This is a genomic window from Amycolatopsis sp. NPDC028719 (assembly GCF_055565395.1).
The window spans coordinates 35507-50047 of record NZ_JBVHUL010000008.1; the positions used below are offsets into that span (position 1 = coordinate 35507).

Here is a 14541-nt window from a genome sequence, read left to right on the forward strand (position 1 = left end):
AAGCTGCCGGGTCAGTCGCGGCTGGGGCCGAACCTTTCCGTGCGGATGCGGTGCGGGTCGTGGCCCAAGGCGACCAGGATGTCCGCCGCCGTCTCGACGAAACCGGTGGGGCCGCAAATGAAGCACGCTGCGCCGAACTCGGCCGGCCAGCCCGCCGTGTTGAGCGTGGGCACGTCGATGCGCCGGGGGATTCCCGGGCGGCCTTCCGGCAGCTCGCGCGTGTACACGTACGTGATGTCCAGGCCTGGTACCGGCGTGCGCAGTTCGTCGGCGTAGTACAGCTCCGCCGGGGTGCGCAACGAATAGATCAGTTTGAACGGCGTGCGGACGCCCGCTGCCCGGCGGGCGCGGATCATCGCCATCAGCGGCACGATGCCCGAGCCACCCGCGATCAGCAGGACCGGGGCCGGGTCCGCCGGGCGCCAGACGAACCAGCCGCCGACCGGGCCGCGGATCTCCACCGGGTCGCCGATCGCGTACGGGCCGGCGAGGTGCTCGGACACCTCGCCGTCGGCGACGCGCTGGACCGTCAGCTCCACCCGGTCGCCGTCGGCGGGCGCGGCGAGCGAATAGCTGCGCTGCGCGCGGTAGCCGTCGGCCGCCGTGAGGCGGACGTCGACGTGCTGCCCCGCGAGGTGACCTGGCCAGCCGGGCAGGTCGAAGACGAGCGTGCGCGCTGTCGGCGTCTCGTCGCGGAATTCGGCCAGGCGGGCGACCCGCCAGGCTAGTCGCCCTGATACCGCTGTTCGCGCCATGGATCCCCGTAGTCGTGGTAGCCGACGTTCTCCCAGAAACCGGGCTCGTCCCGGGTCTTCAGCTCGAGCCCGCGCACCCACTTCGCGGACTTCCAGAAGTACAGGTGCGGCACCAGCAGCCGCGCCGGGCCGCCGTGTTCGGGGGTGAGCGGCTTGCCGCCGTACTCGTAGGCGATCCAGGCCTGGCCGTCGAGCAGGTCGGCGAGCGGCAGGTTCGTGGTGTAGCCGCCGTAGGCGTGGACCATGACGTAGTCGGCGGCCGTGTCGAGCCCGCCGATCAGGGTGTCCACCGAGACGCCGCGCCAGTGGGTGTCCAGTTTGGACCACTGGGTGACGCAGTGGATGTCCACGGTGGGCTTCTCGCTGGGCAGCGCCATCAGCTCGGCCCAGCTCCACGCGTGTTTCTCGCCGGTCTCGGTGGTGACCGTGAACTCCCACGTCTCCGTGCGCACGCGCGGGGTCGGGCCGGCCGACAGCACGGGGAAGTCCTCGGCCAGGTACTGCCCGGGTGGCAGGCGCGGGTTGCCGCTGCGGTCCCGGCCGCGGAACCCCGGTGTCACGACGCCCATCGTGGCCCTCCTTCCCGGTCGGCCCGAGCCTACGCCCGGACGCGCAGCCCGAGCGACGTGACGAGCACCGCAGCCTGTTCGGGTGACACGATCGCGCCGGCCAGCTCGGCGTTCACCGGGTCGAGCGCCGACAGGTCGCTGCCCCGCAGGTCGGCGCGTGGCAGCTTGACGGCGTGCAGGCTCGCCGCCGAAAGGTCGACGTCGGCGAACACGGCGTCGGCGCAGTTGGCCCCGGTGAGGTCGGCCTCGCGCATGCGCACCCCGTGGAAGGCGACCGAGCGCAGGTCGGCGCCCGCCAGCCCGGCGAACGACCAGTCGCCGCCGGTGACCCGCAGCGGACGCAGGTCGCACTCGCTGAACGTCGCGCCGACGAGCTTGCACCCGGTGAACTCGGCGTCGAAGAAGTTGCACCGTTTGAAGGAGCAGCCGGTGAACGCCGAGTCCGTGTGCCGGGACGCGTTGAAGCGCACGTTGCCGAACACGCAGTCGGTGAAGACCGAGTTCCGCGTCTGGGCCTCGGAGAAGTCTACTTCGTGGAACTCGCACCGCACGTAGTGCCGGCCGGTGATCTCCTCCCCGTACCAGTCGTCGCGGACGAACCGCTGTTCCTCGACGGGCGGATCTTGCGTGGCATCGGACACCCGGTCAGGCTAGCGGCAGTTCCCGACGCCGAAGGGTCCGCGCATGCTCGATGCTCACGCCGTCCGGGCGGCCGTGCCGATGACCGCCGCCGTCGACGCGGTGCGAGAGGCTTTCCTCGACCTCGCCGCCGGCCGTTTCGTGGTGCCGCAACGGTTGTCCTTCGGCGGCGGCACGACGCTGGTGATGAGCGCGTGCCACACGCCGACGTCGACGACGGTCGTGAAGACGCTCAGCCTGGTCGCCGGCCGGACACCGATGATCCTCGGGACACTGGTGTGGAACACCGCCGCGGGCCAGGTGGTCGCCGACGCGATCGAGGTGACGACGCTGCGCACGGGCGCGGCGTCCGGCGTCGCGACGGACCTGCTCGCGCCGCCCTCCGCCGGCCGCTTGGCGCTCCTGGGCACCGGGGCGCAGGCCGCCGACCAGGTGCGGGCGATGGCGGCGGTGCGGCCGGTGAGCCGGCTGGCGGTGTTCGGACGGAATCCGTCGCGTGCTCACGGCTTCGCGGACCGTCTGCGTGCCGAGTTCCCGGAGATCGTGACGCGGGTCGCCGCTTCGGCTGCCGACGCCGTCTCCGATGCGGAGATCGTTTGCTGTGCTACTTCGTCTTCGACTTCTCTCTTCGAGGTGGCCGACCTGCCTGAGCGGGTGCACGTCAATGCGATCGGGTCTTATCTGCCTTCCATGCGAGAGCTTCCCGCCGAGTTGCTCGGTTCGGCGGCCTGTGTAGTGGTGGATCAGGTCGAGGCCGCGCTCGAGGAAGCCGGCGAGGTGATCCATGCGGTGGACAGTGGGGTGCTGGAACGCTCCTCTCTGGTCGAGCTCGGCGAGGCGTTGCGCACGCCGCCGGCGGCGAGTGGGCGGACGGTGTTCAAGTCCGTCGGGCTCGCGGTGCAGGACTGGGCCATCGCGCGGATGCTGGGCGACGCCGGACCGCGGTGACGGACGCGGACGGACGACACACGTGCCTGGATGGACGACACGCGTCCGACGGGGCACGAGGACGACGAACGATCGTGGCGTCCACCCGGAACCCGCGTGATCACGGACCGAACTCGCGTGATTGAGGCCGGAACTCGCGTGATTGGGCGGGCATCGCGCGTGATTGGGCGGGCATCGCGCGTGACTGAGTGGGCATCGCGCGTGACTGGATGGGCATCGCGGGGTGCGACGGAGGGTGCGGGACGTGCGGCGGAGAGCAACCGGAGCCGCCGAACGGCGCAATCTGGGGTTGAAGCGTTTGATCGGTCACCCAATCCGGGAATTTTCCGGACATGTCTCCTTGGCGAACCACCACCAGACGGAACACGGCCGTGCGGGTCATCACGGCGATCGGCGCGATCTTCGCGGGGATCGAAGTCCTTTACATGATCATGGTGCTCGCCGGTGCCAACGCCGGCAATGCCTTCTTCATCTTCATCAAGTCGCTGGCGGTTCCTCTCGCGTTGTTCTGGCCGGGACTGTTCAACGTGGACAACGGCAGCCTGCAGGTCATCCTCGACTTCGGCTTGGCCGCGGTGTTCTGGCTGGTCGTCACCGGCATGATCGCGCGCTTCGCGGGCCGGTGACCGGCGGGCGACACCGCCCTCCGAACTGCCGCCTGTCGTCATCGCCCCCTCCGGTGACGGCAGGCGGCACGCCACCCCGGTGCTGATCCGGCGCGTACGTGGCGGCACCGCCGCCGCGTGAGAATCGCCGCTTTCGCGGGACCTGCCCTCGGCGGACCACCCGGCTTTCGGCGACACTGGACGGATGAGCGACGGCAGGTGGTTCGACGGCTGGTCGCCCTGGCCCGAGCTGGCCGGGCTGGCCGCGGCCGGGCGTTCCTTGCTGCCGAACGTCCCGGTCACGCCGGCCGCCTTGGCGCGCACCGTCACCGAGCAGCTCGTCGGACGCAGGCTGACGGCCAAGGTCGACGGCCGCGACGTCGGCCTGACCCTCACCGAGCTCGACTACCCGGCCGACAGCCTCCGCCTGGCCACCGGCCGCGTCGGCGACGTCCGGATCGTCGCCGAGGACGTTGACTGGCCCGAACCCGAAGGCGGGAGCATCCCGCTGCGCCGGGTCACCGTGCTCGCCGAAGACGTCCGTCTCCGCTCGCTGCCCACGCCGGCCGCCAAGCCGGCCCGCGTCGAGCTGCGGATCGCCGTGTCCGCGGACGTGCTGCGCGAACGGGTGGCGAAGGTCCGGCCCGGGATCGTGGCCGCCCCGGCGGACAGCGGGCTGCTCCAGATCCATTGGGCCAAGAAGCCGCACTGGGGCCACCTGACCCTCGAAGCCCGGGTGGAGGATGACGCCGTCGTGCTCGTGCCCCGGACTCTCCACATCGGACAGCGCACCTTCCGCCCCCCGAAACGCTTTCAGCCCATCGTGCTTCCCCTGCCGGAACTTCCGCCGGGGACAAAGCTGACCGAGGTGGAACCGCGGCACGACGAACTCGTGCTGCACACCGTCGCCGACGAGTGGCCGGAACGGCTTTCCCGCATTCCTCTCGCCGATCTGCTGAGCTGGTTGACCACCGCAGCGGTGACCCTGACTTTGCCGAAACTCGGTTCGCGTCCATGAGATCGAAGCTACTCGAACGCGCGTTCGAACGTCACCACCCACAAGGGTGGAGCCGCGCGCTCACCCGTCCCGGTCCCGCAGGTACCGCGTGTGATCGGCCTGCCGGTCGACCTCGGACGAGTAGAACCGCTCGGCCACCCGATGCGCCTCCGTCTCGAGCAAATCCAGCTGTGCCACCAGTTCCGAGCCCGCACCGGCCCGCCGGGCCGCGAACCACCACGGCAGGTTCAGGTAGGTTTCCAGCGACAGCGGCAGGTCCGTGCGCACCAGGCGTCCGACGGCGTGCCGCAGGTCGGGATCGGCCGCGAGCCGCGCGGGCTGCGCAAGCAGATCCCGCAAGATCGCAGCGATCCGGCCCACGGTGTCCACAGTAAACGCAGGCATCCGTGACGCCTGCGAAGAGACCCGTCGCACCAGCGTCTCCAACGAAGAACGCAGCTCGGCCGAAGTATCCGGCACCAACCGCACCTTCTCGGCAGGCGCCAGCAAAGCCCCGGCCAGGTACAACGCCGCCACCACGAACGGCCAGAACCCCCCGACCACCCCGGTCAGGTACAGCCCCACGCCGAGAAGCCCACCGACGCAGCCGAGCAGGTTCTTGGTCGACCCCAAGTAGCGCAACAGCATCATTGGTACCCGCGGATCTCCTGGAACACGCCGGCCAACTGCACCTTCCGCGCGTCGAACACCTTGCCCCCGGTCATCGTGGCGACCTGCGTCAGCTCGTCGCTCGATCCCTCGCCGAACAGCACCGTGAACACCGGCACCTGCTTCATCGCCGGCGGCAACGAGCCGAAGGAGGCCCGGAAGTCCGGCAGCGACGACCCGTTCGCGTTCTCGCCGTCGGTCATCAGGACGATCGACGTGAACCGGTCGGGATCGCGTCCCGCCAGGGGCTCCAGCACCCGATAGGCCTCCGAGAGGCTGTCGTAGATCGCCGTCCCGCCCCCGGCCGAGAGACCCTCGGCGAACGCCTTGATGCGCGCCAGTTCAGCGGACGGGTCCTGTTCCGGCACCGTGAACGTCGAAGCCCGCGAAGGACTCGTGTTGAACGGCAGCATCGTGACCTCTTCCCGGCTCCGGAACCGCCGGAACCGGCCGGCCAGCGACGTGTCGGCACCCGTCAGCCCGACCAGCGCGGTCCGCAGCGAGTCGATGCGGTCGCCCTTCATCGAACCCGACGTGTCGAGCACGTACAGCGTCCGCGACGGCCGCCGGATCTTGTCGAAGTAGGCCTGGAGCAGCGCGTCCACCGCCTGCTGCGTCGCCGGGAACGGCAGCTCGACGAGGTCGTGCGCCGCGAACTGCGGCCCCAGCCCGACACCCGGGACCACCGGCCGCCGCTGCGTCGTGTCCATGATCCGCGTCTGGACGCCGGGAGTCCGCAGGTGGTCCGACAGCCGCTGGTGCGCCGAACGCGCGTCGGCTCCGGCATCCGTCAGCAGCGTGAGCGGGTAGTCGGCCGTGACGACGCCGTCGCTCGGGTAGACGAGCGTCAGCGGCTCGGGCAGCTTCCCGGACGCGTTCGCCGACAGCAGCACGGACTCGTAGTTGATCAGCCCGTCGACCTTCCGCCCCGGGTCCTGGCCGGTCGCGCGCCGCGTGTACGCGTCCGACAACCAGCCCGACGAACCGGCCGAAAGCGCCTGAGCGCTGAAGAACTGCGTCAGCTGCGGCGTCACCGAAGCGATCTGCCGGGCGTCGATCGCATTACCCGCACCGGCCAAGGCCGAAGCCACCCCGACCAGCGCCGAGAACCCGGAGTTCGACGCCGATGGGTCGGTCATCCCATAGCTGAACGCCTTCTTCCCGGCCTGCGCCGCGATCTCGCCCCAGCTGACCGGCTTCCCCGCCCAGCCGAGCCGCTGCACGACGGAAGACGCCAGCCCCAGCACCACCGGCGAGCGCATGATCTTGACCTGGTTCCCGAGCCGCTTCGCCGCTTCGGGAATGCCGGCGGGATAACGGTTCGAGGAGAACCACACGGCGTCGTACTTCCCGTCGACACTGCCGTTCGCCAGCGCTTCGGCACCTTCGAGGGTCCCGGTGAAGGTGAACTTGACCCGGACACCCGTCGCCTCGGCGGCTTCGTCGAGCACCGGCTGCAGGTCCGCCAGCTCACTGCCGGCGAGGATCCGCAAAGTTCCCGGCTCCGGCTCGCCCAGCGGCGCGGACGACGGCTCGGAACACCCGGCCAGCACCAAAGCACAGAGAGCGAGCGCTCCCAGCCTCTTCCTCATGACTCCCCCTCGTGCGAACGCCGCAGGTGGCCTTCGGCGCGGCGGATCTCCCCGGACAGCGACTCGACGGTGGTCGCCATGGTGCGGACGGCGTCCGCGCGGAAGCCGTCGATCGCGTCGATCGAGGCGTAGATCCGGTCGAACGACGCGCGGATGGTCTCGGTCGCGACGGCCGGGTCGGCGCTCGCCCGGCGGATCTCCGCGGACTGCGTTTCCAGCAGCTCGGAGTTGGCGCGGATCAGCCCGTCGGTCGTCGACCGCAGTGCCGCCACCTCGTCCAGGACGTCCCGCTGACCCGCGAGAGCAGCCGACACGAGCAGGGCGACGCGCAGTGCGGACACCGTCGTCGACACCGCCCGCTCGACACCGCGGATGAGCTCGTCGTTGGTGCGGCGCACCAGGTCCAGCGCGAGGTACCCCTGCGCGCTCACCGCGAGCTGGGTGAGCAGGTCCTGGTGCCGCTGCCGGATCGGGTACAGGACGTCGCCGCGCAATGCCCGCGCCCGCAGCGGGTCGGTCAGGTCGAAGACGGAAGCCTGCCGCTCGATGGCACCGTCGACGGCTTCGGCGAACGCCGCCGCTTCGGCGAGCTTCCCCAACACCCTCCACAGCCGCTCTCGCTCGCCCTTGATCGCGGAGTTGTCCCGTCGCAACCGGTCCTGGCGCGTGCGCAGGTCGACGACCAGGGCGTTCACCGGCTCGTTCGCGGCGTGGTACCGGTCGAGAGCCCGCTTCGCGGCGCCCGCCACCGGGAACATCCCGAGCAGCTTCCGCCCGGTCAGCGGCAGCTTGGCCGGGTCCAGCTCCGCGACGGTCCGGCGCAGCCCGGCGAGGCTCGTCGTGACGCCGTCCTGAGGAGAAGCCATGCCGCGCAGGGAGCGGTCCAGCATCGCCCCGGCGACGCCGGCCGCAGCGCGCATGTCGGCTTCACCGACCGCCAAGAGCTCGTCGAGGAGATCGGTGAACTCGGGCGAACGGACGTCGAGTGCTTCCAGTCGCGTGGCGAATCCGTCGGCACGAGCGGTGATTTCCGCGCGCGTGTCGTCCCCGAGGGTGATGAGCCCGGCGGCGCGCTCGGGGGAAATCGCCGTCACAGGCGTGAATCCGGCCATGTCAGTACTGCTTGCCGACGGCGTCGAGCAGCCGTTCGAGGGTTTCGAACGACGGCGGCTCGACGGCGTCCACGAGGTCGGCCGGCACGTGGGCCGGCGCGGCGACGTCGGCGAACAGCCGCGGGTCGGTGGTGCGGAACCCGAAGGTCGCGGCGAGCTTGCCCAGCTCGGGATCGGTCGCGAGGAGCTGCCCCACCTGGTCGCCGTCACCCGACAGCGGGACGAGCGTGTGCTTCGAATACACCGTCGGCGCGGTGTAGACCAGGCGCATGTCCGGCCGGATCGAGCCGTCGCCGCGCACCACCCGGTCGACGAACTGCGACTCGTAGATCAGGGACAGCGGCGTCTTCCCCATGCCTGCCGACAGGTAGTCCTCGAACGGCCCCTCGGTGCTGTTCTGCGTGTACCCCTGGTCGAGGAACAGCTTCGCCACCGACGGCAGCACCTTCGCCTCTTGATCCGGTGTGCTGACGACGGTGTTCCCGTTGGCCACGAAGGAGACGATCGACAGGTACATCGCCGCGGAGTTCGACTCGCGCGGGTCGGTCGTGGTGACCAGGACGTTCTTGCGCGCCGGGTAGGCGGTGTTGCCGGGCAGCTGGTCCCACCGCGTGCCGGCCTTCGCCAGATCGAGGTACTTCGCGATGTCGAGGACGTCGTAGTCGCCGGCGCCCTTGCGCACCACGCCGTTCGCCTTCAGCAGCGCGATGACCGGCTCGAAGGACGCGATCGCCATCGGCGACTGGAACGGCGTGTACACCGTCGTCACCTTGCGGTCGCGCTGGATCTTCTGCGCCGCGGGCGAGGAAGACGGGAACGCGAACGCGTACTTCCCGAGGTCGACGGTGGTCGCGATCTGCCGCGAGCCGGCCGTGTCGACCTCCACCTTCAGGCCGTGCCGCGCGAAGGCGCCGACGACGCGCTGGTCGGTGAAGAACGCCTGCTTCTCGGAGCCGATCACGCCGCGGACGGTCGTAAGACCCGGCCCGGAGTCGCGGTCCCAGACGATCACCCCCACGACCGCGAGCAGCAGCACCACGGCCAGTCCGATCGACACCCGGCGTTTCACGAGCCACTCCCCTCAGCCGCCTTCGCCCATTGGACGCGGGAGGGAGCCGGTTCGAAGTGAACGGCGGATGAAGGAACGGTCTCAGGTCACCGGGAACCAGGTCCCGGACGCCCATTCCGTGTCGCCCCAGGCCTTTCGCTCGTCCGGCCGTGGGTCGAGCACCAGATCGGTGTCTTCCCGGAAAACCAGCACCGGGCGCAGTTCGGGGCCGTACGGCGGCCATTCCGGGCCGTCCGCGTCCGCGACGCCGTCGTGCACGAACCGCACCCAGCAGCGGTGGATCAGCAACGCCGCGCGCTCGCGGGCCGGGTTCACGTCGGTCGCCTCGGCGAACAGCGGCAGCGGGGTCTTCCACGCCATCGTCGTCTCGGTGCCGTGGCCGCCGTCGAGCTGCTCGGGCACGCCGGGTGCGGCGATGTCGATGCGGTAGCGGTAGACCGGCGCGTGCGCGGACTGCGCGTCGGCGAGGCGCTGCGTCGGGATGCCGTAGCGTTCGTCGCCCATCGCGGCGATCTTCGCGGACTTGAGGTCGGGGACGCGGCGAAGGTACGTATCGAGGAGGCGCGAAGCGCCTTCGTCGCCGAGGATTCCCGAAAGGACTTCGCTCGCGGGAGCGGTCGCGATGTCGTCGCCGAGCATCAGCGCGTACGTGCTGCCTTCGTTGCTGTTGCAGCCGACCAGGAGCGGGATCCCGGCCGCGCTCCCCCGGCGGATCGGCCCGATCGGGACCTCCGGCAGCACACGGGGGTGCAGGGTCGGGCGCCAGAGCCACAACGCCTGGAGCCCGCTCAGGATCCGTTCCTGCGCTTCGACGAACTCCTTGGCCGGCACCGCGCGCAGCGCCTCGACGTCGTGGCAGCCGACCTCGTCGAGCAGCCGCCGGGCCAGCGCGGTGCCGGCCTCCGGCGTCGCGACGTGGTCCGCGCCGCCGCTGCTGCTGATCGCCTGCGCGAACAGGCCCGTGCCCAGCGGGCTGCCCATCAGGTTGCCGACGCTCTTCGCGCCCGCGGAGACGCCGTAGACGGTGATGCGCGCCGGGTCACCACCGAACGCGGAGATGTTGCGGCGCACCCACTTCAGGGCCTCGATCTGGTCGAGCAGGCCGCACACCCCGGCGTCCGCTTCGGCCTCCCCGAAGATCCCGGCGAGGTGCAGGAAACCGAGCGAACCGAGACGGTAGTTGATCGTGACGACGACGATCCCGGCGCGCGCGAACTCGTCGCCGTCCCCGAGCTGCTCGCCGTGGCCGACGCGGTACCCGCCGCCGTGCAGCCAGAACAACACCGGCCAGCCGCCGTCGGGAGCCGGCCCTTCCGGCGTGCAGACGTTGAGGTACAGGCAGTCCTCGTCGCACGCGGCGGACGGGTTCATCGGGTCGGGCGCCTGCATCGCGTGCGGCCCGTACTCCGCCGCCACGTGGACACCGCCCGAGAGCGAGGGCGGCTGGGGCGCCTTCCACCGCAGCTCGCCGACCGGCGGGCGGGCGTACGGGATCCCCCGCCACCGGCGGACGCCGTCGCCCGCCAGCCCCACCAGCGCCCCGAGCTCGGTCGTGACCGTCGGGACGGCAGCCATCAGAGCGAGGCCTGCTCGACCGTCGGCAGGCAGATCTCGAACCGGGTGTTCCCCGGCTCGGACTCGACGCGCAGGTCACCCTGGTGGCGTTCGACGACGATCTTCCACGAGATGTCCAGGCCCAGCCCGGTGCCCTCGCCGACCGGCTTCGTGGTGAAGAACGGCTCGAAGATCCGCTGCTTGATGTCCGCCGGGATGCCCGGGCCGGTGTCGCCGACCTCGACGCGGACCTGGTCGTTCTGGCCCCAGGTGCGCAGCGTCAGCGTGCCTTCGCCCTGCATCGCGCCGAGGGCGTTGTCGATGACGTTCGTCCAGACCTGGTTCAGCTCGGCCGGGTACGCCGGGATCTTCGGCAGGCTGCGGTCGTACTCCTTGACCACGCGGACGCCGTCGCCGATCTTGCCCGCGAGCATGACGAGCGTCGAGTCGATACCGTCGTGGACGTCGACCCACTGGTGCGGCGCCCGGTCCATCTGGGAGTACTGCTTGGCCTTGCCGACCAGCGCGGAGATGCGCGTGGTGGAGTCCTCGATCTCGCCCATCAGCATCTCGGTCTCGAGCGCGTAGGCGAGCCAGCGGACGGCGCCGTCGATGAAGGTGTCGCCGACCTGCTCGAGGACGTTGTCGAGGTCGGCCGTGGTCAGGCCGGCGCGGACGTAGATGTCGGCGAGGTCCCAGCCCTGGTCGATGCCGCGGTCCTCGAACCAGCCGGTGATCTCGTCTTCGCGGTCGGCCTGCTGCATCGCGGACAGCTTCTCGGCCTGCGCGACCTGCTTGACCAGGCGTTCCTGGACGTCGATGAGCTGGTAGAGCAGCTCCGGCTCGATGTCCTTCTTGGCGAGGAAGGCGAGCTTGTGCCGCATCCCGGCGACGCGTTCGCGCAGGGCGGACGTCGCCCGGACGGCGGCCGCGGCCGGGTTGTTCAGCTCGTGCGTCAGGCCGGCCGACAGCTCACCCAGGGCGAGGAGCCGGCGGCGCGAGCCGATCACGGTGTCGCTGTTGCGCCAGCCGAGGTACATGCCCTCCAGCAGGTGCGTCGCCATCGGGAACCACCGGCGGAACTCGAAGGAGAACTCCTTCGACGGCAGCGTCAGGAACGTGACGTCGGACAGCGCGCGCACCGTGGCGTTGTAAGTGTGCTCGCTCTCCTGGTGCACGAAGAACTGCGTCGCGCCGAAGTAGGCGCCGCGCTGGTCGGACCGGTTGGTCTCCACCTCGGTGCCGCTGACCAGCCGCGTCATCCGGATCGCACCGCTGAGCAGGACGTAGAAGCAGGTCGCCTCGTCGCCCTCGCTGATGACGGTCGAGTCGCCTTCGTACTCCTCGAGCACGGCGTTGTCGGTGATCCAGTCGAGCTGGTCTTCGGAAAGGTGTTCGAAAAGGAAGAGCCCGCGAAGCTCTTCCCGCGGCAGTGCGCTCATTGTTCCTCCAGGTACCGGTGTACCAGCGTCACGGCCATCGCGCCCTCGCCGACCGCGGACGCCACCCGCTTGACCGACTGGGACCGCACGTCACCGGCCACGAACACGCCGGGGATCGACGACTCGAGGTAGTGCGGATCACGGTCGAGCGTCCAGCCCCTCGGGCGCTGGCCCGCCGCCAGCAGGTCCGGGCCGGTGCAGACGAAGCCGTGGTCGTCGCGCTGGATGTCCTCGCCGAGCCAGTCGGTGCGCGGGGCCGCGCCGATGAAGATGAACAGGTGGCCGCTCTCGACCGTTTCGGTGACGCCGTTCTCGCACAGCGTCAGCCGCTCGAGGTGCTCGTCGCCGTGGGCCTGCTTGACCGTCGTGTGCGTCCGGACGTGGATGTTCTCGATGCCGGCGATCTGCTCGATCAGGTAGTGCGACATCGACGCCTCCAGCGACGCGCCGCGCACCAGGATCGTGACGTCGCTGGCGTGCCGGGAGAAGAACACCGCGGCCTGCCCGGCGGAGTTCGCGCCGCCGACGATGTAGACGTGCTCGCCCTTGCACTCGGGCGCCTCGGTCGCGGCCGAGCCGTAGTAGACGCCGCGGCCGGTCAGCTCCTCGATGCCCTCGGCCTGCAGGGCCCGGTAGGTGACGCCGCTGGCGAGGATCACCGAGTGCGCGGCGATCTCGCTGCCGTCGCCGAAGGTGACGACCCGCGACGAGCCGCGGGCTTCGAGGCCGACGACGTCGCGCGCGGTCAGCACCTCGGCGCCGAACTTCTGCGCCTGGCGCCGCGCCCGGTCGGTCAGCTGCGCGCCGGAGACGCCGTCGGGGAAGCCGAGGTAGTTCTCGATGCGCGAGCTGGTGCCGGCCTGGCCGCCGGTGGCCTTCTTCTCGACGAGGACCGTGCGCAGGCCCTCGGACGCGCCGTAGACCGCCGCGCCGAGCCCGGCGGGACCGCCGCCGATCACGACGAGGTCGTAGAACTCCTGCGCCGGCCGGGTCGACAAACCGACCGCGTCCGCGATCTCCCCGCCGGTGGGCTGCTTGAGCACGGTGCCGTCGGGGGTGACGATCACCGGGATGTCGGCCTCGGCGGCGTCCGCGGCCTGCAGGATCCGCCGTCCTTCGTCGTCCTCGACCGAGTACCAGCGGTACGGGACGGCGTTGCGCGCGAGGAAGTCCCGGAGGTGGAACGACGGCGAGTTGTACCGGTGGCCGATGAGCTTGACCTCTTCGACGGGCTTGTCGCCGACCGCCTTCCAGGTCTCGACCAGCGCGTCGATCACCGGGTAGAGCTTCTCCTCCGGCGGGTCCCACGGCTTGAGCAGGTAGTGGTCGACGTCGACGACGTTGATCGCCTGGATCGCGGCGTCGGTGTCGGCGTAGGCGGTCAGCAGGGCGCGGCGGGCGTGCGGGAACAGGTCCATCGCCTTCTCGAGGAAGGCGATCCCGTCCATCTGCGGCATCCGGTAGTCGGCGAGGATCGCCGCGACGGCGTCGCCGCGCAGCTTGATCTCACGCAGTGCGTCGAGGGCGTCCGCGCCGGAGTCGGCGCGGATGACGCGGTAGTCCTTCCCGTAGCGGCGCCGCAGGTCACGGGCGACCGAGCGGGACACGGCGGGATCGTCGTCGACGGTCATCAGGATCGGCTGGCTCACGAGATGCAGCCTACGGCGCCGGATGGCCGGCTGGGGAGGACCGCCGTTTCGGGACCTGGACCCGCTCCAGGTCCTCGGCCACCACGATCTCGCCGTCGAACTCGGCTTTCGCTTCGTCCAGGAAGCGCGCGGGATCGGGGTAGCGCTGGGAGAAGTGGGTCAGCACGAGCTGCCGGACACCGGACTCGGCCGCGACGCGGGCCGCCTGCTGGGCGGTCAGGTGCCCGAAGTCACGGGCGAGGCGGGTGTCCTCGGCGAGGAACGTCGACTCGATCACGAGCATGTCGGCGCCCTCGGCCAGCGCGTACACGCCGTCGCACAGGCGGGTGTCCATGACGAACGCGAACCGCTGGCCGGGCCTGGGGGTGCTGACGTCTTCAAGGCGGGTGTTCCCGAGTCGGCCTGCCCGCTGGAGCTTGCCGACGTCCGGGCCTTCGATGCCGTGCTCGCGCAGCCGCTCGGGCAGCATGGTGCGGCCGTCCGGCTCGACCAGCCGGTAGCCGAACGCCTCGACGGGGTGGCTCAGCCGCCGGGCCTCGATGGTCACCTCCCCGGTGGCGATCGGGCCGTCTTCGGCGATCGGGTGTTCGCGCAGGTCGGCCGTCTCGTAGAACGCCGTCGCGTGCCGCAGCCGCTCGAAGTAGTGCGCACCGGACGCCGGGAAGTGGGCGTGGACCGGGTGCGGCACCTTGTCCAGCGAGAGCCGCTGGATCACCCCGGACAGCCCCAGGCTGTGGTCGCCGTGGAAGTGCGTGACGCAGAGGCGCGTGATGTCCGTGGCGGCGACGCCGGCCCGCAGCATCTGGCGCTGGGTGCCTTCGCCGGGGTCGAAGAGGATGCCCTCGCCGTCCCAGCGCAGGAGGTAGCCGTTCTGGTTGCGGTGGCGCGTGGGCACCTGGCTCGCGGTGCCCAGCACCACCAGTTCGCGGGTCGACACTCCC

14 protein-coding genes are annotated in these 14541 nt (G+C 70.6%); 3 read left to right on the forward strand and 11 right to left on the reverse strand.

Features of this window, described 5'->3' with window-relative positions; translation table 11 throughout:
• Window positions 1-11: 11 nt before the first annotated feature.
• The 3 genes from ACZ4TR_RS32955 to ACZ4TR_RS32965 are packed head-to-tail and all read right to left on the reverse strand — an operon-like array spanning window position 12 to window position 1965.
• A complete protein-coding gene (locus ACZ4TR_RS32955) occupies window positions 12-755 on the reverse strand; it encodes a ferredoxin reductase (RefSeq protein WP_465291523.1) in 744 nt (247 codons plus the stop codon).
• Window positions 725-1324, reverse strand: a complete 600-nt coding sequence (locus tag ACZ4TR_RS32960) for a sulfite oxidase-like oxidoreductase (protein ID WP_465291525.1) — start codon at window positions 1322-1324, stop codon at window positions 725-727. Before ACZ4TR_RS32960 ends, ACZ4TR_RS32955 begins: the two co-directional genes overlap by 31 nt.
• Before the next feature lie 29 nt (window positions 1325-1353).
• Window positions 1354-1965 (reverse strand): pentapeptide repeat-containing protein, encoded by a 612-nt coding sequence (locus tag ACZ4TR_RS32965; RefSeq protein ID WP_465291527.1) that lies wholly within the window; start codon window positions 1963-1965, stop codon window positions 1354-1356.
• A 43-nt stretch (window positions 1966-2008) separates the two neighbouring features.
• Between ACZ4TR_RS32965 and ACZ4TR_RS32970 the strand changes: the two genes are divergently transcribed.
• The 3 genes from ACZ4TR_RS32970 (at window position 2009) to ACZ4TR_RS32980 (ending at window position 4534) form a co-directional block, all read left to right on the forward strand.
• Window positions 2009-2911, forward strand: coding sequence for an ornithine cyclodeaminase family protein (locus tag ACZ4TR_RS32970; RefSeq protein ID WP_465291529.1), 903 nt, complete (start codon window positions 2009-2011; stop codon window positions 2909-2911).
• A gap of 371 nt (window positions 2912-3282) precedes the next feature.
• Window positions 3283-3537: a hypothetical protein gene (locus tag ACZ4TR_RS32975; RefSeq protein WP_364515138.1), complete on the forward strand. Its 255-nt coding sequence runs from the start codon at window positions 3283-3285 to the stop codon at window positions 3535-3537.
• Between the two features lie 184 nt (window positions 3538-3721).
• Complete coding sequence (locus ACZ4TR_RS32980) at window positions 3722-4534, forward strand: hypothetical protein (RefSeq protein ID WP_465291531.1); 813 nt, start codon at window positions 3722-3724, stop codon at window positions 4532-4534.
• 60 nt (window positions 4535-4594) lie between these two features.
• Here the strand turns inward: ACZ4TR_RS32980 and ACZ4TR_RS32985 are convergent, their stop codons facing one another.
• The 8 genes from ACZ4TR_RS32985 to ACZ4TR_RS33020 form a co-directional block, all read right to left on the reverse strand.
• Window positions 4595-5161 (reverse strand): hypothetical protein, encoded by a 567-nt coding sequence (locus ACZ4TR_RS32985; protein ID WP_465291997.1) that lies wholly within the window; start codon window positions 5159-5161, stop codon window positions 4595-4597.
• Window positions 5161-6774, reverse strand: coding sequence for a substrate-binding domain-containing protein (locus ACZ4TR_RS32990; RefSeq protein WP_465291533.1), 1614 nt, complete (start codon window positions 6772-6774; stop codon window positions 5161-5163). The genes ACZ4TR_RS32985 and ACZ4TR_RS32990 overlap by 1 nt, the downstream gene beginning before the upstream one ends.
• Window positions 6771-7886, reverse strand: coding sequence for a toxic anion resistance protein (locus tag ACZ4TR_RS32995; RefSeq protein WP_465291535.1), 1116 nt, complete (start codon window positions 7884-7886; stop codon window positions 6771-6773). Before ACZ4TR_RS32995 ends, ACZ4TR_RS32990 begins: the two co-directional genes overlap by 4 nt.
• A 1-nt stretch (window position 7887) precedes the next feature.
• Window positions 7888-8955: a hypothetical protein gene (locus ACZ4TR_RS33000; protein WP_465291537.1), complete on the reverse strand. Its 1068-nt coding sequence runs from the start codon at window positions 8953-8955 to the stop codon at window positions 7888-7890.
• Between the two features lie 81 nt (window positions 8956-9036).
• A complete protein-coding gene (locus ACZ4TR_RS33005; protein WP_465291538.1) occupies window positions 9037-10530 on the reverse strand; it encodes a carboxylesterase/lipase family protein in 1494 nt (497 codons plus the stop codon).
• Window positions 10530-11951 carry an ATP-binding protein gene (locus ACZ4TR_RS33010; protein WP_465291540.1) on the reverse strand — a complete coding sequence of 474 codons (1422 nt, stop codon included), beginning with the start codon at window positions 11949-11951 and terminating at the stop codon, window positions 10530-10532. Before ACZ4TR_RS33010 ends, ACZ4TR_RS33005 begins: the two co-directional genes overlap by 1 nt.
• Window positions 11948-13600: an FAD-dependent oxidoreductase gene (locus ACZ4TR_RS33015; protein ID WP_364515150.1), complete on the reverse strand. Its 1653-nt coding sequence runs from the start codon at window positions 13598-13600 to the stop codon at window positions 11948-11950. Before ACZ4TR_RS33015 ends, ACZ4TR_RS33010 begins: the two co-directional genes overlap by 4 nt.
• Window positions 13601-13610: 10 nt before the next feature.
• Window positions 13611-14537: a ribonuclease Z gene (locus ACZ4TR_RS33020; protein WP_465291542.1), complete on the reverse strand. Its 927-nt coding sequence runs from the start codon at window positions 14535-14537 to the stop codon at window positions 13611-13613.
• Window positions 14538-14541: the final 4 nt, after the last annotated feature.

Bases quoted from the DNA above. Each gene is read 5' to 3' on its own strand.
- ACZ4TR_RS33005 (WP_465291538.1), bottom strand. From the start codon at position 10,530: ATGGCTGCCGTCCCGACGGTCACGACCGAGCTCGGGGCGCTGGTGGGG.
- ACZ4TR_RS32970 (WP_465291529.1), top strand. From the start codon at position 2,009: ATGCTCGATGCTCACGCCGTCCGGGCGGCCGTGCCGATGACCGCCGCC.
- ACZ4TR_RS32980 (WP_465291531.1), top strand. From the start codon at position 3,722: ATGAGCGACGGCAGGTGGTTCGACGGCTGGTCGCCCTGGCCCGAGCTG.
- ACZ4TR_RS32955 (WP_465291523.1), bottom strand. From the start codon at position 755: ATGGCGCGAACAGCGGTATCAGGGCGACTAGCCTGGCGGGTCGCCCGC.
- ACZ4TR_RS32995 (WP_465291535.1), bottom strand. From the start codon at position 7,886: ATGGCCGGATTCACGCCTGTGACGGCGATTTCCCCCGAGCGCGCCGCC.
- ACZ4TR_RS32990 (WP_465291533.1), bottom strand. From the start codon at position 6,774: ATGAGGAAGAGGCTGGGAGCGCTCGCTCTCTGTGCTTTGGTGCTGGCC.
- ACZ4TR_RS32985 (WP_465291997.1), bottom strand. From the start codon at position 5,161: ATGCTGTTGCGCTACTTGGGGTCGACCAAGAACCTGCTCGGCTGCGTC.
- ACZ4TR_RS33010 (WP_465291540.1), bottom strand. From the start codon at position 11,951: ATGAGCGCACTGCCGCGGGAAGAGCTTCGCGGGCTCTTCCTTTTCGAA.
- ACZ4TR_RS32960 (WP_465291525.1), bottom strand. From the start codon at position 1,324: ATGGGCGTCGTGACACCGGGGTTCCGCGGCCGGGACCGCAGCGGCAAC.